The organism is Chimaeribacter arupi, from assembly GCF_002858805.1.
Taxonomy (GTDB): domain Bacteria; phylum Pseudomonadota; class Gammaproteobacteria; order Enterobacterales; family Enterobacteriaceae; genus Chimaeribacter; species Chimaeribacter arupi.
This window is the reverse complement of the sequence record NZ_PJZI01000017.1, coordinates 78,340-97,093: the sequence shown is the minus strand read 5'-3', so window position 1 is coordinate 97,093 and position 18,754 is coordinate 78,340. Positions and strand designations below refer to the sequence as shown.

Annotated in this window: 17 protein-coding genes; 9 read left to right on the top strand and 8 right to left on the bottom strand. The window is 56.3% G+C overall.

Annotation, left to right across the window (positions count from 1 at the left end):
- Positions 1 to 209: 209 nt before the first annotated feature.
- Positions 210 to 1,112, bottom strand: coding sequence for a LysR family transcriptional regulator (locus tag CYR52_RS11820; protein WP_101828648.1), 903 nt, complete (start codon positions 1,110 to 1,112; stop codon positions 210 to 212).
- Positions 1,113 to 1,235: 123 nt separating this feature from the next.
- Here CYR52_RS11820 and CYR52_RS11815 point away from each other — a divergent pair, with 123 nt between their 5' ends.
- The gene (locus tag CYR52_RS11815; RefSeq protein WP_101828647.1) at positions 1,236 to 2,615 is read left to right on the top strand and encodes an MFS transporter; all 1,380 of its coding nucleotides are present in this window, start codon (positions 1,236 to 1,238) and stop codon (positions 2,613 to 2,615) included.
- A 164-nt stretch (positions 2,616 to 2,779) separates the two neighbouring features.
- On the opposite strand, the gene CYR52_RS11810 is transcribed toward CYR52_RS11815, so the two are convergent.
- Positions 2,780 to 4,138, bottom strand: coding sequence for an esterase-like activity of phytase family protein (locus CYR52_RS11810; protein ID WP_146001341.1), 1,359 nt, complete (start codon positions 4,136 to 4,138; stop codon positions 2,780 to 2,782).
- Between the two features lie 376 nt (positions 4,139 to 4,514).
- Between CYR52_RS11810 and CYR52_RS11805 the strand changes: the two genes are divergently transcribed.
- Both CYR52_RS11805 and CYR52_RS11800 read left to right on the top strand, forming a co-directional pair.
- Complete coding sequence (locus tag CYR52_RS11805) at positions 4,515 to 5,288, top strand: type IV toxin-antitoxin system AbiEi family antitoxin domain-containing protein (RefSeq protein ID WP_101828645.1); 774 nt, start codon at positions 4,515 to 4,517, stop codon at positions 5,286 to 5,288.
- 6 nt (positions 5,289 to 5,294) lie between these two features.
- The gene (locus CYR52_RS11800; protein WP_101828644.1) at positions 5,295 to 6,209 is read left to right on the top strand and encodes a nucleotidyl transferase AbiEii/AbiGii toxin family protein; all 915 of its coding nucleotides are present in this window, start codon (positions 5,295 to 5,297) and stop codon (positions 6,207 to 6,209) included.
- Between the two features lie 42 nt (positions 6,210 to 6,251).
- On the opposite strand, the gene treA is transcribed toward CYR52_RS11800, so the two are convergent.
- A complete protein-coding gene (treA, locus tag CYR52_RS11795) occupies positions 6,252 to 7,922 on the bottom strand; it encodes an alpha,alpha-trehalase TreA (protein WP_101828643.1) in 1,671 nt (556 codons plus the stop codon).
- 641 nt (positions 7,923 to 8,563) lie between these two features.
- On the opposite strand from treA, the gene CYR52_RS11790 reads away from it, so the two are divergent.
- Complete coding sequence (locus CYR52_RS11790) at positions 8,564 to 8,866, top strand: hypothetical protein (RefSeq protein WP_079205314.1); 303 nt, start codon at positions 8,564 to 8,566, stop codon at positions 8,864 to 8,866.
- A 47-nt stretch (positions 8,867 to 8,913) separates the two neighbouring features.
- On the opposite strand, the gene mdtI is transcribed toward CYR52_RS11790, so the two are convergent.
- The 3 genes from mdtI to CYR52_RS11775 form a co-directional block, all read right to left on the bottom strand.
- On the bottom strand, positions 8,914 to 9,243 hold the full coding sequence (mdtI, locus tag CYR52_RS11785) for a multidrug/spermidine efflux SMR transporter subunit MdtI (RefSeq protein ID WP_101828642.1): 330 nt from the start codon (positions 9,241 to 9,243) through the stop codon (positions 8,914 to 8,916).
- A complete protein-coding gene (mdtJ, locus tag CYR52_RS11780; protein WP_101828641.1) occupies positions 9,230 to 9,640 on the bottom strand; it encodes a multidrug/spermidine efflux SMR transporter subunit MdtJ in 411 nt (136 codons plus the stop codon). The genes mdtI and mdtJ overlap by 14 nt, the downstream gene beginning before the upstream one ends.
- Positions 9,641 to 9,904: 264 nt before the next feature.
- Positions 9,905 to 10,117 (bottom strand): hypothetical protein, encoded by a 213-nt coding sequence (locus CYR52_RS11775; RefSeq protein WP_101828640.1) that lies wholly within the window; start codon positions 10,115 to 10,117, stop codon positions 9,905 to 9,907.
- A 78-nt stretch (positions 10,118 to 10,195) separates the two neighbouring features.
- Here CYR52_RS11775 and CYR52_RS11770 point away from each other — a divergent pair, with 78 nt between their 5' ends.
- The 5 genes from CYR52_RS11770 to CYR52_RS11750 all read left to right on the top strand — a co-directional run bounded on the left by CYR52_RS11770 (position 10,196) and on the right by CYR52_RS11750 (position 16,606).
- Positions 10,196 to 11,149 (top strand): aminoimidazole riboside kinase, encoded by a 954-nt coding sequence (locus tag CYR52_RS11770; protein ID WP_101828639.1) that lies wholly within the window; start codon positions 10,196 to 10,198, stop codon positions 11,147 to 11,149.
- Positions 11,150 to 11,231: 82 nt separating this feature from the next.
- Positions 11,232 to 12,764: a carbohydrate porin gene (locus CYR52_RS11765; protein ID WP_101828638.1), complete on the top strand. Its 1,533-nt coding sequence runs from the start codon at positions 11,232 to 11,234 to the stop codon at positions 12,762 to 12,764.
- 33 nt (positions 12,765 to 12,797) lie between these two features.
- Positions 12,798 to 14,171 (top strand): sucrose-specific PTS transporter subunit IIBC, encoded by a 1,374-nt coding sequence (locus tag CYR52_RS11760; protein WP_101828637.1) that lies wholly within the window; start codon positions 12,798 to 12,800, stop codon positions 14,169 to 14,171.
- A complete protein-coding gene (locus tag CYR52_RS11755; RefSeq protein ID WP_072932251.1) occupies positions 14,168 to 15,574 on the top strand; it encodes a sucrose-6-phosphate hydrolase in 1,407 nt (468 codons plus the stop codon). Before CYR52_RS11760 ends, CYR52_RS11755 begins: the two co-directional genes overlap by 4 nt.
- Before the next feature lie 30 nt (positions 15,575 to 15,604).
- Positions 15,605 to 16,606: a LacI family DNA-binding transcriptional regulator gene (locus tag CYR52_RS11750; RefSeq protein ID WP_072932253.1), complete on the top strand. Its 1,002-nt coding sequence runs from the start codon at positions 15,605 to 15,607 to the stop codon at positions 16,604 to 16,606.
- 106 nt (positions 16,607 to 16,712) lie between these two features.
- Here the strand turns inward: CYR52_RS11750 and CYR52_RS11745 are convergent, their stop codons facing one another.
- Positions 16,713 to 17,879 carry an MFS transporter gene (locus CYR52_RS11745; RefSeq protein WP_394854020.1) on the bottom strand — a complete coding sequence of 389 codons (1,167 nt, stop codon included), beginning with the start codon at positions 17,877 to 17,879 and terminating at the stop codon, positions 16,713 to 16,715.
- 43 nt (positions 17,880 to 17,922) lie between these two features.
- Positions 17,923 to 18,714 carry a histidinol-phosphatase gene (hisN, locus tag CYR52_RS11740; RefSeq protein WP_101828636.1) on the bottom strand — a complete coding sequence of 264 codons (792 nt, stop codon included), beginning with the start codon at positions 18,712 to 18,714 and terminating at the stop codon, positions 17,923 to 17,925.
- Positions 18,715 to 18,754 lie beyond the last annotated feature (40 nt).

Here is an 18,754-nt window from a genome sequence, read left to right as displayed (position 1 = left end):
CATAAGCATATATACGTTTCTTGCTCATAGCGGACCTTACCTGAGGTCAGTCCGCTTTGTGCCAGAAGCGGACGTGGCTAACTTTCGATGTGACTTCAGGCACACTCCAGCCGCATAGTCTCAACAACGCGTGCCGGAGGCAGTCCCGTGTGCCTTAAAACTCCCGTGGTAACAGTGCAATTGACTTAGTTGATAGGGGACGGAATACGTTACCCTACCCGGCACACCTCTGAAATTTTCTCTCTAAGCCAGCGGTGACCCGGATCCTTTTCCATTCTTAGGTGCCACATCTGCGACACCACAATGTTCCGGGTTTTGAATGGCAATTCAAAGACATGTAAATTTTCTGTCATTTGTTGGTTGCGCAAGTACAGCGCGGGAACCATGGCGATAAGGTCGGAGGCCAGTGCGACGGATAACGCAGTCGGAAAGCCCGGAACCACACTCACCACTTTGCGCATGACGCCTGACGCCGCCAGGGCATCATCGACAAAACCATGTAACACCCCATCGGGTGACGCCACCACATGTCCCCAGGCAATATAATCTTCAACGTTTATTCCCGGCTGTGACGCCAGCGGATGCTCCTTGCGCACCGCGCCAATAAAGCGATCCTGAAAGAGTCTCTGCACCCGGATTTCCGGCCCCATATTGCTCTGGACGCCAATCTCCAGGTCAACTAAACCCTCCCGAAGATAACGAGGCGTTTTTTCAGGTTTCGGTGCAAAGCGTATGCAAATACCTGGGGCCGCTTCGGCCACGGCGGCAATGAGCAGTGGGCCAAATGCCACGACAAAACCATCATTGGCCCTGATGGTGAACAGCCGTTCGAGGTTTTCCACCTTGAGCGTTTCGGATGAGGGCTGAAGCACTGCCCTCGCCTCATAGACCGCGTTTCTGGCACGATCCCGGCTTGCTTCAGCCCAAGGGGTGAGCACCATGTTACGCCCTGCCCGCACCAGAATGGGATCCCCCGTCACCTCACGTAGCCTGCTGAGTGTGCGGCTCATCGCTGAGGTACTCAGGTTTAAGCGTCGGGCTGCCCCCGCAACGCTGGCTTCTGCCAGCAAAACGTCGAGCGCGACCAGCAAGTTAAAATCAGGGTCGGACATATGGGTTCCTGCCAGGAATTCAGATAGGGCGTCGAATGCAATGATACAGTGCAAATGCTGCATCTTCCGCCTTGATTCACTGCTGATTATAGTTTTCGTCTCCCTCCTTTCACAGGCATAAAAATGACAACGTTATTTTCACATCTACCGGGCGATGAAGGCCTGCCGGGACAAGAACGTGCGCGCGTCATGGCCGCCGTGATGACCACGACGCTGATGGGCGTGTTTGACGGCACGATGATCAACATCGCCTTGCCATCCATGGCAAAAGCGATGCAGGTACCGGCGAATGTCTCGGTCTGGTTCGCCAACGGTTACCTGCTCTCCGCCGCCATGACATTGGCTATCTTCGCTGCGCTGGCAGTACGCGTTGGCTACCGGCCAGTGTTTCTTTCAGGCCTTACCGTCTTTACGCTCACTTCACTGGGTTGTGCGCTGGCCAGTACGCCAGAGATGCTCATCGGAATGCGCATTATGCAAGGGATCGGCGGCGCAGCTACCCTGAGCATTGCCCCGGCGATACTGCGTTCTGTTTTCCCCGGCCGATTGCTTGGCCGTATTCTTGGGCTACATGCCCTGCTGATTGCGTCAAGCTCGGCCATCGCGCCTGTACTTGGCGGCACAGTGCTGGACATAATAAGCTGGAAAGGGTTGTTCGCCATAAACGTGCTCCCCGGCACCGTTTCCCTGTTGCTGGTATTCAGGTCGCTGCCACGAAAACCGGTGTTCGATAGAACGCCGTTCGATACGCCAGGCGCTGTGCTTTCTGCACTACTTTTAGGCTCAATGGTGATGGCGGCAAACAGCTTCTCCTCAGGCCATCACATCAGTGTCGAGGCTATCAGCTGGAGTCTGCTTGCGATGCTCAGCGCCATAACATTTATCTGGCAGATCCGCCGGGTAAAGCATCCTTTATTACCCCCCGTCATGTTCAAAAATGGACGCTTTACCCTGGCCGCTTTAACGTCGCTCGCCTGTTTTGTGAGCCAGGGAATTACCTTTATTGCGCTGCCATTTCTGTTTCAGAGCGTGTATGGCTACAGCCCTGTCGTGTCGGCGTTACTCTTTACGCCATGGCCGATCGGCATTGTGTTGATAGCGCCTCATGCGGGCCGTTGGGCCGACATATTTTCAGCGCCTCTGATTTCTACCGTTGGGTTAGCTCTTTTTGTTATGGGTTTGATTTTGCTGGCCACGCTACCCGCCCGCCCTGCGGTATGGGATATCTGTTTACGCAGCCTGTGGTGCGGCATCGGATTTGGTTGTTTCCAAAGCCCTAACAACCGGGAGATGCTCTCTAACGTATCCCGCGACTATGCCAGCTACGCATCAGGCGTATTGTCTATCGTCCGGACATTCGGCCAATGCCTCGGTGCTGCTGTCATGGGGGCACTGCTGGCAATAAATGAACTGCAGGCTGTCCATTATGCTCTGTGGATTGCTGTCGTCGCGTCTGCGGCATCAGTGGTATTAAGTGTGAGCCGGTTACGTAAAGGACATTAACCTGGTTTTAGTCCGCTTCTCGCTCATCGCGGGCGATGTCCGGCCCGCAGCCCGCTGTAACTTAACGCCGGGGAATGATCTGTCGATGGCAAAACGGGGCTGCATCCGGCTCTTTTACACAAAGTGATGCCATTAACGGATGCAGCCTGGGGTGGGGAAAGCGTTTATTTCAGCGGTGCCGCCAGCGTGACAATCCACAACTCGCTGTCCGACTCCGGTTTCTTCAGCGGCTTTATGCCGATAGTCGTTGCAACCGGCTTATCATCTACCGTCAGCGTCCCCTGTTCGGTCACCCGATAATCCTTACGCTTCTTACCTTCAACCGGATTTTGCATGACCGTTCTCACGCCGAAGTCATTGTCATTGGTGACGGCCAGCGTTTTATTGTCAATTAGCGCCAGTCCTTCGGCCTTCTCCTGCTGCCAGCCGAGTTGACGTAAATCGACCACCAGCGTTTTAGCGGCGAGCTTAATGCCGCGCTGCGCCAGCGCTTTCTCGTCGTCAAACTCCGGATACTCGTCAGGCTTATCGAATGCTGCAAGCTCGGTAGCCGGGCTAAGATCCACCTTATAGATAAGGTTGCGCATCGCATCGTCTTTGTCGCTGCCTTGTTCAATCAGCAGGATATGCTGATTGTCGAGCGCCACAATATCGCCAATTTTTGCGTCGCTGTTTTTACCGTAAGCGGCGCTGTCGATAGGGTAACCATACATCGCGGTTTTCCCGGTCGCCGGATCGAAGCTCACCAGGCGGGTAAAGCGCGCCTGCTTTTTACTTTTACCGTTGATATCCAGCGTGCTCTGCACCGCGGCGATAATGCGCCCGTCCGGCATGCGGGTGAGCCCTTCAAATCCACGATTTGGCTGACGCCATTTGAGAACATTCGGCAGACCGCCCGCGATGGATTTCTCCCCCTCTTCTGCCTGCGGCCCGTAGATTTTCAGGATCTTGCCGCGCGCATCAACGTTAATCAGGAACGGGCCATACTCATCGCACAGCCAATACCCTCCCTTGCCGTCCGGCGTAATGCCTTCCGTATCCAGACCGCGGTTATCGCCATGCAGCACTTTCAACGTATCGTCCAGCGCGATTTCATTGGTTGATCCGATGACGCCATCCTGCAGCGGCAATCCGTTAATATTGCCCTTATCGTCATGCAGCGGCCGGGCGTCCGTGGCCTCCGCTTTGCCGTTCTGCACCCGAATAGTCATCAGCAGTGGGGCGAACTCTGGCGTGACGAAAATTTTTGCCTCTCTCTTACCCATATCAGGCGAGTCAGCATTCGGCCCGCGATCGGTGACGGTTGCGAAGGTGAACGTCTCCCCCTGCTTGCCGGTAAACAGCAAACCGGAGCCAATCCCCACCGGCAAACCATTTGGAAACGCGCCGGAAAACGCGCCGTTGTAGCTTACGCGTGTCCCTTCGGGAAAACTGACGATATAGCGCTCGGCCTGCGGCTGCGCCGCGAGCGTTGATGATGAGAGCGCACAGCCGACAACCAGGGAAATAGCTTTTATTTTCATAGTGTTAATATCCATATAGGGAAGCTAACAGCGTAAAGAACAAAAATGACAGAAAAATGAAATCTCCGGGAAACATTGGCTGCTAACAGATTGATTTCTGCACCGTTGAGAAGGTGGATGGTGAGAGAAGGAACCTGTATGTGTAGAGAGAGCGTCTTTCAGACGATTTTGATGCTGGCTGCGTGCAGCGGCAGATGACCGCAAGGTAATACCCGCAGAAACACCCTGCGCAGTGGTTTATTAAAATGGTTATTCACGGCGATGATTGCCGTAAATAGGAAGACAAGTAAACTTTCCACCTTGAGTGGTTTGTATATTTCCTTATATACGGCGATAATCGCCGTATATAAACACATTAGTAAACCGCAGGTGGCGAATGTTAAATAGTGAATCGAGACAATTGCTGAAAACACTGCTTCCAGTGGGCCTGCTGGCAACCAAAACCTGGCTACAGGCACAGGGTTTAACCCTGCACTTTATTGATAATGCGGTAAAAAGCCGGACATTACTGGCGCTGGTGCCCGGCGTTTACGTGCGTGAGGAGCCCTGCCTGAGCTGGCAAGGCGTCGCCATCTCCCTGCAACGTATGCAAAGCCTGCCGGTGCAGGTGGGCGGCCTTACGGCGTTGGATCTGGCAGGGCTGGCGCACTATCAGTCCAGGCATAAAGACCAGCTGATCAGCCTCTATTCCGCAGGCGCGGCACCTCCGTGGCTGAACCGGCTTAACCTCAGCACACAGTTTGAGTGGCACAGCACCCGGCGCATCTGGCCCGCTCCGGTGATGGACGATGCCCGCTATCTGCGGGCGTACCCGTGGCGCGAAGGGTTACCCGCGCTCATGATGTCAGGGCCTGAAAAAGCCATGCTGGAGCTTCTCCCGCAAGTGCCTGAACATATCAGTGTGGAACATGCTGACCAGCTGATGCAGGGGCTGTCGACGCTCTCCCCCAGAAAACTCGACCCTTTAATGCAGGCAAATGGCAGCATTAAGTCCAAGCGGCTGTTTATGTGGCTGGCGCAGCGCCATAACCACCCGTGGTACAGGCACCTTAACCCCACCCAGTATGCGCTCGGCACCGGCAAGCGGACCATCGTCCAGGCGGGTCGCCTGGACACCACCTGGAATATTACCGTCCCTAAAGAGATGTGATCAAAAATGGACAGAGGAAGCATTTATTACCAACAGGTTCAGCTCCTGTTACAGCTCATCCCGCACATTGCGAAACATGACTGCTTTGCGTTGAAAGGCGGCACGGCCATTAATCTGTTTATCCGGGAGTTTCCCCGCTTATCGGTGGATATTGACCTGGTGTTTCTGCCGGTGCTGGAACGCAACGCCTCACTCACCGCCATCAAATCTGCGTTGGATAGCATTGCAGACGCCATCAGCACCTCTGTTCCCGCCAGCAAGGTGAGCAAATCGTATGAAGACAAACGTGATGCATTGCGGCTGACGGTTGTCCGCGACAGCGTGATGATTAAGATTGAGCTGTCGCCGGTATTGCGTGGGACCGTCTACGAGCCGGCGGTGCGTCCGGTCTGTGAAGCGGTTGAGGATGAGTTTGGTTATGCAGAAATGGCCGTGGTGTCATTTGCTGACCTGTATGCCGGTAAAATTTGCGCGGCACTGGATCGCCAGCATCCCAGGGATCTGTTTGACGTCAAATTTTTACTCGACAACGAGGGGCTGACAGATGCGCTGCGTAAAGCCCTGCTGGTTTATGTGATCAGCCATCCACGCCCAATCGCTGAGTTATTGCGACCGCATTTTAAAGAGATAAGCGGGATTTATGAGGGTGAGTTCCGCCGTATGGCGGAGGTGGACGTCCCCCTGGCAGACTTGCAGGCGGTGCGGGAACAGCTGGTTGCACAGATCCATGCAGAAATGACATCAGACGAGCGGGCATTTTTATTGTCGTTCAAACGCCGGCAGCCCGACTGGGCGTTGCTCGGTCTCGACCATATCGACCAGTTGCCGGCAGTTCGGTGGAAGCTGCACAACCTGTCGAAAATGCCTGCGGATAAACACGCCGAAGCCGTGAAGCAGCTTGAAAAGGTGCTTCAGGCATAACCAGCTCGTAACCGCCCGGCCCCACGGCCGGGCAGCGCCAGGCTACGGGGCTTTTTTGAGGTCGCTGACATTGTTACAGGTAATGCCTTTCGGGCAATACGCGTCCATCAGCTTCAGCGTCACGCCGTTAGTCCAGCCAAAGCCATCCTGCAACGGGTATTCCCCGCCGCCGCCACCGCCCAGATTCCCTTCGACCACATATTTCTCCACCAGCTTGTGTTCGCGGTCATAGGTGGCCTGCACGTTGTCCAGGAAGCGCATACCGATCTCTTTTGCCAGCGTCTGCTTGCCGTAATGGTTCAGCCCTTCCACCGCTACCCACTGGAGCGGCGCCCAGCCGTTGGGGGCATCCCACTGCTGGCCGTTATGCACATTCGTCGTCACCAGCCCGCCCGCTTTCACCAACTGTTTCTCCACCGCGGCAGCGGTTTTGTCGGCCTGATCGTCACTGGCGGCCTGCATATAGAGCGGGAAAAGCGCGGCGGCGGTTAACTGGGTGCGCACACTGCCGCGCTTCCAGTCATAGTCGGCATACCAGCCGCCGTCGGCGTTCCACAGATAGCGGTTGATCGCCGCCTGCCGTTTTTCTGCCTGGTCAGCATAACGCTGGCCGTCGGCGGATTGGCCTGCGGCTTTACTGGCGCGCGCCAGCGTGTTCTCCAGATGGAACAGCAGGGCGTTCAGATCTACCGGCACAATCTCTGTGGTACGGATGGTGGAGAGATTATTCGGATCGTCAAACCAGCGGGAGCTGAAATCCCAGCCGGAGGCCGCCCCGGCACGCAGATCGCGGTAAAGCTCCGCTTTGTTGCGCGAGGTGGCTTTTTCCGCCGTGGCGATGTCATCCATATAAGATTCGGTACGCGGCACATCACGCGCATCCCAATAGCGGTTCAGCACCGTGCCGTCTTTCAGTTTGACCACGCGCTTGCCGGCACTGCCCGCCGGGACGCTTTCCGCATCCGCCATCCAGTATTGATACTCTTTTTGCAGCTGCGGCAGGTAGGTGGCGTAGACGCTTTCCCCGCGGTGCTGCGCCAGCAGATCCACCATCAGGCTGAAGAACGGCGGCTGCGAACGGCTCAGGTAGTAGCTGCGGTTGCCGTTGGGGATATGGCCGTAGGTGTCCAGCTCGTGCGCGAAGTTGTCCACCATATCCTGGACGCGATCCCAGTGGCCGCTCTCTGCCAGCCCCAGCATGGTGAAGTAGCTGTCCCAGTAATAGATTTCACGGAAGCGGCCGCCCGGCACCACATACGGCTTCGGCAGCGGCAGCAGCGAGTCATACTGGTTTACTTTATCGGTGGTGCGCGTCAGCACCGGCCACAGGCCGTCGATATGCTCACGCAGGCTCTGCCCGGCGGGCGGCACATAGGCGTCATTTTTGCCCGGCAGGGTGAAATTGCTGTCAACAAAGCGCTTCAGGTCGAAATTTTGCTGTGTTTTTTGCATCTGCCAGTCGGCCAGAATCGAGGAGGGATCATATTTCGGCACAGCGTCGGCAAAGGTTTTCTGATCCGGGAAGAATTTCGCCGCCTGCACCGCATGGTAAAGCGGCCCGAGGCGGATATCAGGCGGCACCGGTGCCTGCGTCAACAGGGGTTGGTCGTCTTCTGCCTGCGCATAAAAAGAGCCGGTTGCCAGCGCGCCGGTCACCAGCAAAGGCATAAGCAACGCGCCTTTCCATTGAGGGGATACGGCCTTTTTCGTCATCACTGTTCTCCTTGTCCAGACCAGACATGGCCTGTAAATGGTTGACCATTCGAAAAACTCTAGACGAAAATGAATAGCTTGCTTATTAACGGGCTGATAAATGTGAAGGGGACGGGAGTTTTAAAAAATAGCGCAGTGCACCTGAAAAGGCGCACTAAGGGGTTAATGCCCTTTTTCAGGTGCAGCTAAGCCAGAATAAAAAGGGGCTGAGTGCCCGGCAGCTACCGAGTTAAAACACGCTATTTCATCTTCAGTATCTGTGGAGACGCCCCCGTAACTTGTCTGCGGCTGCGCACTCAACAACGGAAGATCATCAAACTTTTCGGCATAGCAGCTATATGAAAGCTGGGTGGGCTAAAGCTTTTAGCGCAGGCTTTAACATTGCCATACTTCCAGCTGATGATTTACATAACCGATGTCAAATACTCGTCGGGACTTAAGTACACCAAAACACCAATAGATCAGTTTTCTCACCCTAACCCGCTGGCCTGGATGGGAATTAATTCCGTGATCCGCTGGCAGGAGTACCGTGCCGGAAAAGAGGGGTAATGCCGGATCGTTTTCTCTGTTATTCCAGAGGGGGAGAATAAGGCCGCTCAACGCCTGTTCACGCCGGCCCCTCTTTTATTTTTGAGTCAATAATGATGAGTCATGAACAACTCTCCCAGCGGCTGCACTTTTATTATTGTGCCATCGTCGCGGCGCTGATCAATGAGCGCTATGGGTTCCCGGTTTCCCAGGTGGCTAAAAACCAGTTCTTATTACGCTGGCTGGATAACGCGCAACGCAATAAATCGTTTCAGGCGGAGCTGATTAATGAAATCCGCTGGCTGCGCCGGAAAATGTTAACCGATGGGCTGGCACACGATTATTTACCGATGCTGAAAATGATTTATCGACAGGGGCAATCCATGATGGCCCCTGCCCCGGTTGTTTTACCCTGAAGGGTCCGCGGGGACAGCATAATACTGTTTCCCGCGGATTATCATGGTCACGCCAATTTAATCAGCACCATCCCGGTTAATAACAGCGCCATGCCTAACCAGCCTTTGCTGCTGAGCCGTTGCCCAAACAATATCCAGCCCGCTGCAACCGTCGCCACCAGGCCAAACCCGCCCCATAACGCATAGGCGACCGATAAATCGATGCCTTTAACCGCCTGTGCCAGCGCACTGAAGGCGGCCAGCACGGCAACCAGGGAACCCAGGCCATACAGCGGGCGGCGAAACCCGTTGGAGTACTTCAACAGGATATTCCCGCCGATCTCAAGCCCGGTGGCCAATGCCAGCCAGGCGATATGCATTGCATTAAAGGTGGCCATGGCTCAGCTCCTTATGCGCCTGCATGTTACGCGCCGGGGCGGCATGTGTCTGTGCGGCACGCGCCTGGCTGCTACGCGTCTGCGTGCCGGATTTAATCAGCACAATACCGGCCACCAGCGTCATCAGGCCGGCGATTTTCATGGCCGATAACGTTTCACCAAACAGCGTGACGCTGAACAGCGTGATAAACAGAATGCCGATCCCTTCCCACAGGGCGTAAGCCACCCCCAGCGCAATACGTTTCACCGCAAAAGCCAATAAAATATAGGACAGCGCAATCATCACCAGCATAAAAATATAGCCGGCACTGCTGCCATTCACGCCCGCCCATTTCATCGACACGGTGCCAATAATTTCCGCAGCAATGGCTGCTGTTAATAAAATCCAATACCGCATGATTTCTCTCCTGACGAGAAATAATTCCTGCCCACGCGAAAGTGCCGCGTGAAAACCAAATAAATCAGAAATAAAAAGGAGAGAACGGGGCTAAAGCGCGCAACGCCAGTGCTGATCGCAAAGCAGGCCGTTTACATCAGCAAGGAATAAAGGAGGGGTAAGCATTTTTGGGGTGAACATTTTGTCCATAATTTTACAACCTATCCACGTTGTTGCTTTTCCTCGGTGTGGATGAATAATTGTCCTCAGTAGTTAGACACAAATTTATTCTGCCATAAACATCAGGGCTTTTTCTAAAATTTGCATTTCTTTACGTAGAAAACTATTAAAAGTTGACGGGTTTTGTGCATCACGCTTTTTTTCCGTTTTCTGAAATAACACTGTGCCAAATAACGGCTGTTTAAAAACAGAGGTAATCAATTGGCTGCTCTGCCGGGGGCGCTTTCTCTTACGGGTATCAGCCTGCCTGTCTGCCATCACCTGCCCATTTGAAAAGGGTTGTTAACGTTAGCTAAAACGGTTTAGCTTATGCAAAACAGCAGAGGAAGGTGAAAAATGAAAAGAGTATGGGTGTTAGGTGATGCCGTGATTGATTTACTGCCGGAAGAAGGCCTGTTGTTGCGCCAGTGTCCGGGCGGCGCGCCGGCGAACGTTGCCGTCGGTGTTGCCAGGCTTGGCGGTGACAGTGCGTTTATCGGTTGTGTGGGTAATGATCCTTTCGGCAAATGCCTTCAGGAAGTGCTGGCGGCTGAGCAGGTCGATACGGCCTTTTTGCGCCTGCTGGCTGATCAACGTACCTCGACGGTGCTGGTTGGGTTAGATGAGAACGGTGAGCGCAGCTTTACCTTTATGGTCCGCCCCAGTGCCGATCTGTTCATCACGGCACAGCATTTGCCGCCGTTTGCCGCGGGCGAACTCCTGCATTTTTGCTCAATAGCGCTCTCTGCTGAGCCGTCACGCAGTACGGTGTTTACCGCCATCGACCGCATTCACCAGGCCGGCGGCTTCGTCAGCTTCGACCCCAATATCCGCGAGGATATGTGGAAAAGTACGCAGGAAATGCACGAGGTTATCAGCCGGGCGCTGGCGCTGGCCGAGGTGATAAAACTCTCGCTGGACGAGTTGTGGCTGCTCACCGGCAATGAAAATACGCAAGAGGCGATCGCGCTGTTTACCCAACGCTATCACCCGGCGTTGCTGCTTATCACCCAAGGGAAAGCGGGCGTGATGGTGTGGCAGCAGGGGCAACTCAGCCAGTTCGCTGCCCCCGCCGTTACGCCGGTTGATACAACCGGCGCAGGCGATGCCTTTGTCGCAGGGCTGTTAACCGGCTTGATGAGCGCAGAACACCCCCTCACCACGCCGCTGCCGGAACAGATCATCCAGCTCGCCCAGCATTGCGGCGCGTTGGCCACCACGGCCAAAGGTGCCATGACAGCGCTGCCCAAACGTGACTCCCCAGCCCTGAAAAACGTTATGCCTGTCACAAATACACGCTCCCACCTTTAAATCTGATTGAAAACCTCCGGGGGGATTAAATACTCTCTTGCAAAACCGGTTTAGCAACACGGGATCCCTCTGGAGAACAATAATGATAAGGAAGAATGTTTTGGCGCTGGCTGTGGCAGCCGCGATGATGCCGCAGTCTGTTTTTGCTGCGGCTGACCTGACGGAGATTGAACAGCGTCTGGCGTTGCTGGAAGCGAGGCTGGAAAAAGCGGAAAAACGGGCGGATAACGCGGAACACCGTGCCCAACGGGCTGAAGAACGTGTAGCGTTGCTCAGCCGGCCAGCGGCCCAGCCGGTATCCCCGCCTCCTGCGGCTGCACACGCCACGGCGGTAACGGCACCGGCTGCCACGGAATTGGGTAATGAGGAGAAGATCCTCGATGGGTTTGAATTCCACGGTTATGCCCGCTCCGGGGTGATCATGAATGACTCCGCCGCCGATACCCAAAGCGGCCCTTATCTCTCTCCGGCCGGCGAAACCGGCGGGGCAGTCGGGCGTTTAGGCAACGAAAACAATACCTATGTTGAACTCAACCTCGAACAAAAAACCCGGCTGGCAAACGGCGCGACCACGCGCTTTAAAGTGATGCTCGCTGACGGCCAGCAAAGTTATAACGACTGGACGGCCGATACCAGTGACCTGAATATCCGGCAGGCGTTTGTTGAATTAGGCAGCCTGCCCACCTTTACCGGTGCCTTTAGTCACGCCACGCTGTGGGCCGGTAAACGTTTTGACCGTGACAACTTTGATATCCACTGGCTCGATTCGGACGTGGTCTTCCTCGCCGGGACGGGAGGCGGTATCTATGACGTGACATGGTCAGATAATGTCAAAAGCAACTTTTCCCTCTATGGCCGTAACTTCGGTGATATCGAAACGATCGATAACAGCATCGAAAACTATATCGTGACCGCCAACACCTTCAGCGGCCCGCTGCAATTTATGCTGAGCGGCCTGCGCGCCAAAGATAATGATGCCCGCACCAACTCCGCACGCCGCACATCGCAGGCCGGTGACAGAGGCATTCACACCATGCTGGCCTGGCATGGTGACAATTTTTACGGTGTCCGGGACGGGACGGCGAAAACGGCACTGCTGTATGGGCACGGCCTGGGCGCGGAGGTAAAAGGCATCGGCTCCGACGGCAACCTCACGGAGCAGGCAGATACCTGGCGTGTCGCCACCTATGGCATGACCTCCCTCAGCCCGCACTGGCACCTGGCCCCGGCGCTGCTGGCCCAGCAGAGCAAAGATCGCTACATCAACGGCGATGACTACCGCTGGCTCACCCTGAACGTCCGCCTGATGCAGGACATCACGGAAAACTTCATGCTGGCCTATGAAGGCAGCTACCAGTATATGGATTTGCGCCCGATGGACTTCAAAGACCGGCAGGACGTCAGCGGCGGCTTCTATAAGCTGACCTTTGCCCCGACCTTTAAAGTCGGCGATATGGGCAATTTCCTGAGCCGCCCGGAAATACGCTTTTTTGCCAGCTGGATGGACTGGGACGCGTCGCTTGACCGTTATGCCAGCGATGACGCCTTTGGGTCCGGCGGGTTTACGGCCGGTGGCGAATGGAACGTTGGCATCCAGATGGAAACCTGGTTCTGATTAAACATGTTCGACAGCAATTAAGGGAAGACTATGGATGTGAATAAAGTCGCCAGGCAGCTTTTGCCGCTGCTTGGTGGGAAAGAGAATATTGCGTCGGCGGCACACTGCGCCACGCGCCTGCGGCTGGTCCTCAATGATGATGCGCTGGCGGATAAAAAGGCGATTGGCGACCTTGAGGGGGTGAAAGGCTGTTTCCAGAATGCAGGCCAGATGCAGATTATTTTCGGCACCGGGTTAGTCAATAAAGTCCATGCTGCGTTTATCCAGGAAGTGGGGATCAGCGAGTCATCCAAAAGTGAGGCCGCCAGCGCGGCCGCCAGCAAACTGAACCCGGCACAGCGGATTGCCCGCCTGTTATCCAACATTTTTGTGCCTATCATTCCGGCGATTGTTGCCTCCGGCGTGCTCATGGGGCTGCTGGGAATGCTGAAAACCTATGGCTGGGTCGACTCCAAAAGCGCGCTGTTCGTGATGCTGGACATGTTCAGCTCGTCCGCCTTTATCATCCTGCCGATTTTGATCGGGTTTACGGCCGCCAAAGAGTTCGGCGGTAACCCGTACCTGGGCGCCACCCTGGGCGGCATCCTCACGCACCCGGCACTGACCAATGCCTGGGGCGTGGCCGGCGGGTTCCAGACAATGAACCTCTTCGGGCTGGATATCGCAATGATCGGCTACCAGGGCACCGTCTTCCCGGTGCTGTTGACCGTCTGGTTTATGAGCTGGCTGGAGAAGCGGTTACGCCGGGTGATCCCGAATGCCCTGGATATCATCCTCACCCCCTTTATGACGGTGATTATCTCAGGTTTTGTCGCGATGCTGGTCATCGGCCCAGCCGGGCGGGCGTTGGGCGACGGCATCTCCTTTATCCTGAGCACCCTGATCGCCCATGCCGGCTGGCTGGCCGGGTTGCTGTTCGGCGGGCTCTATTCAGTGATAGTGATTTCCGGCGTGCATCACAGCTTCCATGCCATCGAAGCCGGTCTGTTGGGTAACCCTTCCATCGGCGTGAATTTCCTGTTGCCGATCTGGTCAATGGCGAATATCGCCCAGGCGGGTGCCTGCCTCGCCGTCTGGTTTAAAACCCGCGATGTCAAAACCCGCAGCGTGGTGTTGCCCTCCGCCTTATCCGGCATGTTGGGGATTACCGAGGCGGCTATTTTCGGCGTGAACCTGCGGTTTATGAAACCCTTTATTGCAGGCATTATCGGCGGGGCAGCGGGCGGCGCGTATGTCGTGATCACCCACGTCAGCATGACGGCTGTCGGGCTGACCGCGCTGCCCGGCCTGGCGATTGTGCAGGCCGGCGCGTTGCTGAATTACATCATCGGCATGGTTATCGCCTTTGGTGTCGCCTTTATCTTATCGCTGCTGCTTAAATACCGGGTTGAGGAGAAAGCATGAGGGAAAATGCATTGTTAAAAAAAGCGCTGAAAAATGTGGCCATTGCCGCGGGCAAGGCCGGACATGACCCTTACCGCCCCGGCTGGCACCTCTCACCGGCAGCAGGATTACTGAATGACCCCAACGGCTTTATCCAGTTTGACGGCCGGTATCACCTTTTTTACCAATGGAACCCGCTGGCCTGCGCACACGGCGCGAAATGGTGGGGGCACTGGAGTTCAGACGATCTGACCCACTGGCAGCACGAGCCGGTCGCGTTGCTGCCGGGCGAGGTGTATGACGTTAACGGCTGTTATTCAGGGTCAGCAGTGAACGATAACGGCACTTTGTGCCTGCTCTACACCGGGAATGTCAAGCTGCCGGGCTCGCGGACGGCATGGCAATGCCTGGCGACCGTGCAGCCGGACGGCGAAGTGACCAAAGCCGGCCCGGTTATCGGCTTGCCTGAAGGCTACACCGGGCATGTGCGCGATCCCAAAGTCTGGCGTCATGGCCCTTACTGGTACATGGTGTTAGGCGCGCAGAACCTGCAGGAGCAGGGGAAAGTGCTGCTCTACCGCGGCGAAACCTTAAGGCAATGGACATTGTCAGGCGAAATTGCCGGCAGCCACCTGAACGGGCTGGGCGAGTTTGGGTACATGTGGGAATGCCCGGATCTGTTTGCGCTCGATGGGCAGGATGTGCTGCTGGTCTGCCCCCAGGGCTTACCCGCGAAAGAACAGAGCTGGCTTAATACACACCAGAGCGGCTATTTTGTTGGCCGGCTGGAGTATGAACACGCTGATTTCACGCATGGCGATTTCCATGAACTCGATCTGGGGTTTGAATTTTATGCGCCCCAGACCACCCTCAGTGATGATGGCCGCAGGCTGTTATTTGGCTGGGTGGGCGTGCCGGATGCGGATGAATTTTACCAGCCCACCGCAGAATATGGCTGGATGCATATGATGAGCTGCCCGCGGGAGCTGCATCTGGTCAACGGGAAAATTATCCAGCAGCCGGTAAAAGAGCTTCAGTCACTCCGTGGCGAACACACCCGGCAACAGGGGTGCGCCGATGACCTTGCCCCGCTGGCGATCACGCAGGCCGAGCTGGTTATCGCCTCGCAGGGCGAGTGGCAAGCCCACCTGGCCGGGGCGTTAACCCTGACCTGCACAGCACAGGGGCTCACCCTCCACCGGATCAATTGCCGTACCGGTGAGCCGGAAACGCGTTACTGGTCCGGGCAGGTGAATCACCTGCATATTTTCTGCGATCATTCGATCGCGGAGATCTTCATCAACCACGGCGAGGCGACCATGACCAGCCGCTATTTCCCTGCCGCTGAACAGCGTATTCACTGGCAAGGGCGGGGGCAACTGACGGTGGAACACTGGCAACTCGAATCGAGCATGGTAGTATAAGCCCCTGTGTTCATTCAGGCTTGCTTACACGTGGATAAACCCAAGCGCGTCACCATCAAAGATATTGCCCAAATGGCGGGGGTGTCTAAATCAACCGCCAGTATTGTTCTCAGCGGCCGCGGCAAAGAACTTCGCGTCTCTGAGTCCACGCAAGAACGGGTAATGAATGTGGCGCGCATGGCCAATTATCAGCCCAGCATTCACGCCAGATCGCTGACCTCCAGCCGGAGCCACACGCTCGGTCTGGTGGTCCCTGAAATGACCAACCACGGATTTGCCACTTTTTCCCATGCCCTTGAAACCCTGTGCCGTGATTCCGGCTTGCAACTGCTGATCGCCTGCACGGATGAAAATACCAGCCAGGAAACGCTTGCCGTGAATAACCTCATCCAACGTCAGGTAGACGGCATTATTGTGGCCTCAAGTATGCTCAATGACACCGAGTATCAGCGCATCAATAAACAACTCCCGGTGGTGCTTTTTGACCGGCATCTGGGGGAATCAAGTTTGCCGTTAGTGATAACAGAATCGATCGAGCCGACTGCACGGTTGGTGGAAGCGCTGGCTGAAGGCGTCAGTGAATTCTATTTTATTGGCGGGCAACCCCGGATCTCCCCCACGCGCGATCGCCTGGCCGGTTATCGCCTCGGGCTGGAGCGGGCAGGGCTGGCGGTGAAACCTGAATGGATTAACCACGGGCACTATAATGCCAGTTCCGGCTATGAGATGTTTGCGGATTTAGTGATGCACCTCGGCCGGTTACCGGAGGCGTTGTTTTGCTCCGCCTGCGGATTGCAGGAGGGGGTGCTCCGGTACCTTTCTCAGCATAAGCTGCTCAACGCAGAAATAAAGCTCTGCAGCTTTGACGACCATTATCTCTATGATGCGCTTTCCGTAAAGATTGATACGGTCGTGCAGGATAACCGGCAATTGGCCTGGAACTGTTTTGAAATGATCAACCAGCTTATTGAAGGCGTTCCCCCTCAGCAGCCGCAGCGTTATTTACCCGCCGGTATCCGGAAACGGCATTAATTCCCCTTCCGCCGCAGGAAGCGCCCTGCCCTTCAATCACAGAAGGCGTTCCGGCAGAGCGCACGGAACGCCTTACGTTCGCAAAAACGTTAAAGCCCTTCTACCGTCACATTTTGACCTTGTGGCACAACGCGGCCACGGCCAGCAATAACAGCGCGATGAACAGGAACGCCGTGGATAAGGTGCTGACGTGCGCCACGAACCCGACAATCGCCGGGCCGGAGAGCACGCCCATGTACCCCAGCGTCGTCACGGCCGGTACGGCCACGGCCTGCGGCATACTCTGCTGCCGGCCAATGGCTGAGAACATCACCGGCACGATGTTGGCGCAGCCGATGCCGATCAGCAGATAACCCGCCAGTGAGAAGCCCCAGTAAGGCACAAATACCGCGATTGCCAGCCCGGCAGCCGCCACTATCGCCCCGGTGATCACCACCGGGTAGCGACCAAACCGTGACACGATGGTGTCGCCGGTGAGGCGCCCCACGGTCATCGCGGCCGCAAAGCAGGCAAAACCCAGCCCGCTTATCGCTTCCGGCATCGCCCGGTGCTCGCTCAGGAAGACGGCGCTCCAGTCCAGTACCGTGCCTTCTGCCAGGAACACGGCAAAACAGATGGCGCCGATGGTCAGCACCGCACCGCGCGGCAAGGCAAAAACCGGGCCTTCCGCCGGGTTCGCGTAGGTGAGCAAGCCGCTGATATGGGTGACCAGCAACAGCACGGACACCGCGGCGATCGCGATGCTGGCATACAAAGGGGAAACCCCGGCCGACATCATACCGCTCATCGCCCCGGCCCCGGCAATGCCGCCCAGGCTGTAAAAGCCGTGGAAACCCGACATGATCGGTTTATCGGCGGACTTTTCCACCAGGATAGCCTGCACGTTCATCGCACAATCCGTGGTGCCCATCCCCATGCCGAATACCAGCAGGGCCAACGCCAGCATACTGGTCTCCGGCAGCACCGCGAGTAACGGTAAAATCAGGCTGAACAGCAGCGTTGAGATGATTAACACCGCGCGGCAACCAAAACGGGTGGTCAGGTGGCCGGTCAACGGCATGGCAACCAGCGCGCCCACCCCGAGGCACAGCAACAGCAGCCCGAGTGTGCCGTCATTGACGCCGGTGTTCAGTTTGGCAAACGGTACCAGAGCCGCCCACCCGGCGGTGGCAAAACCGGCGATAAAAAACATTGCCCGCGTCGCCCGCTGTTCACGCACGGCAGGCAGGCCCTGCGTACACTGTTCCTTCATCATGTCGGTATAATCAGGCATAACCTCATGCTCTCCATTAAAAAGTGGGATACAGACAGGCGCGTTAGCCGTTCAGCACGGCCAGTACCTGCTGGTGCAGCGCCGGGCAGCCGCAGGCCACCACCGCACCGCCCTGCTCGGCGCGCCCGCCATCAAGCGTAGTCACGACCCCACCGGCCTGCTCAATCAGCGGGATAAGCGCCACGATGTCATACGGCTGAAGCCCGAACTCGACGCAGATGTCGATCCGCCCTGCCGCCAGCATGGCCATCGCATAGCATTCTCCGCCATAACGGGTCATCAGCGTTTTTTCCGCGAGGGCAGTGAAGTGGATCTCAGGATGCCGGGCGATCGGTTCCGGCGACGTGGTATGCAGAATAGCCTGATCGAGCGCGAGGTTTTTCCGGGTCTGCAACGGGGTAATGGCGTGGGCACTGCTGGCCCAGGAGCGGGTGCCGTCTGACCAGAAACGCTCGCCGGTGTATGGCTGGCTCATCATGCCCATCACGGCGCGGCCTTCATACATCAGCCCGACCAGGGTGCCCCAGACCGGTAACCCGCACAGGAAAGGTCGCGTGCCGTCCACCGGGTCCAGCACCCACTGGTATGGCCCCTCGCCGGTGGTGCCGTACTCTTCGCCCATAATGCTGTGGCTGGGGTAATCGCGGCCAATCAACGCCCGCATGACCCGCTCCGCTGCCCGGTCGGCCTCTGTAACCGGGTCAAACCGATAGCCCTCTTTCGGCTTGGTACTGACGGACAATTCTTCATTGGAACGATAACGCGGAAGGGTTTCTTTGGCCGCAGCATTAGTCAGTTCATGGAAAAAAGCGATATCAGGCAAAGACATAGTCATGATGGCGTTCCTGAGGTGAAAGGAGTATTCAGTTGACAAA

Coding starts and splice junctions, on each gene's coding strand:
- CYR52_RS11820 (WP_101828648.1), bottom strand. CDS start 1,112: ATGTCCGACCCTGATTTTAACTTGCTGGTCGCGCTCGACGTTTTGCTG.
- CYR52_RS11815 (WP_101828647.1), top strand. CDS start 1,236: ATGACAACGTTATTTTCACATCTACCGGGCGATGAAGGCCTGCCGGGA.
- CYR52_RS11810 (WP_146001341.1), bottom strand. CDS start 4,138: ATGAAAATAAAAGCTATTTCCCTGGTTGTCGGCTGTGCGCTCTCATCA.
- CYR52_RS11805 (WP_101828645.1), top strand. CDS start 4,515: ATGTTAAATAGTGAATCGAGACAATTGCTGAAAACACTGCTTCCAGTG.
- CYR52_RS11800 (WP_101828644.1), top strand. CDS start 5,295: ATGGACAGAGGAAGCATTTATTACCAACAGGTTCAGCTCCTGTTACAG.
- treA (WP_101828643.1), bottom strand. CDS start 7,922: ATGACGAAAAAGGCCGTATCCCCTCAATGGAAAGGCGCGTTGCTTATG.
- CYR52_RS11790 (WP_079205314.1), top strand. CDS start 8,564: ATGATGAGTCATGAACAACTCTCCCAGCGGCTGCACTTTTATTATTGT.
- mdtI (WP_101828642.1), bottom strand. CDS start 9,243: ATGGCCACCTTTAATGCAATGCATATCGCCTGGCTGGCATTGGCCACC.
- mdtJ (WP_101828641.1), bottom strand. CDS start 9,640: ATGCGGTATTGGATTTTATTAACAGCAGCCATTGCTGCGGAAATTATT.
- CYR52_RS11775 (WP_101828640.1), bottom strand. CDS start 10,117: ATGGCAGACAGGCAGGCTGATACCCGTAAGAGAAAGCGCCCCCGGCAG.
- CYR52_RS11770 (WP_101828639.1), top strand. CDS start 10,196: ATGAAAAGAGTATGGGTGTTAGGTGATGCCGTGATTGATTTACTGCCG.
- CYR52_RS11765 (WP_101828638.1), top strand. CDS start 11,232: ATGATAAGGAAGAATGTTTTGGCGCTGGCTGTGGCAGCCGCGATGATG.
- CYR52_RS11760 (WP_101828637.1), top strand. CDS start 12,798: ATGGATGTGAATAAAGTCGCCAGGCAGCTTTTGCCGCTGCTTGGTGGG.
- CYR52_RS11755 (WP_072932251.1), top strand. CDS start 14,168: ATGAGGGAAAATGCATTGTTAAAAAAAGCGCTGAAAAATGTGGCCATT.
- CYR52_RS11745 (WP_394854020.1), bottom strand. CDS start 17,879: ATGCCTGATTATACCGACATGATGAAGGAACAGTGTACGCAGGGCCTG.
- hisN (WP_101828636.1), bottom strand. CDS start 18,714: ATGACTATGTCTTTGCCTGATATCGCTTTTTTCCATGAACTGACTAAT.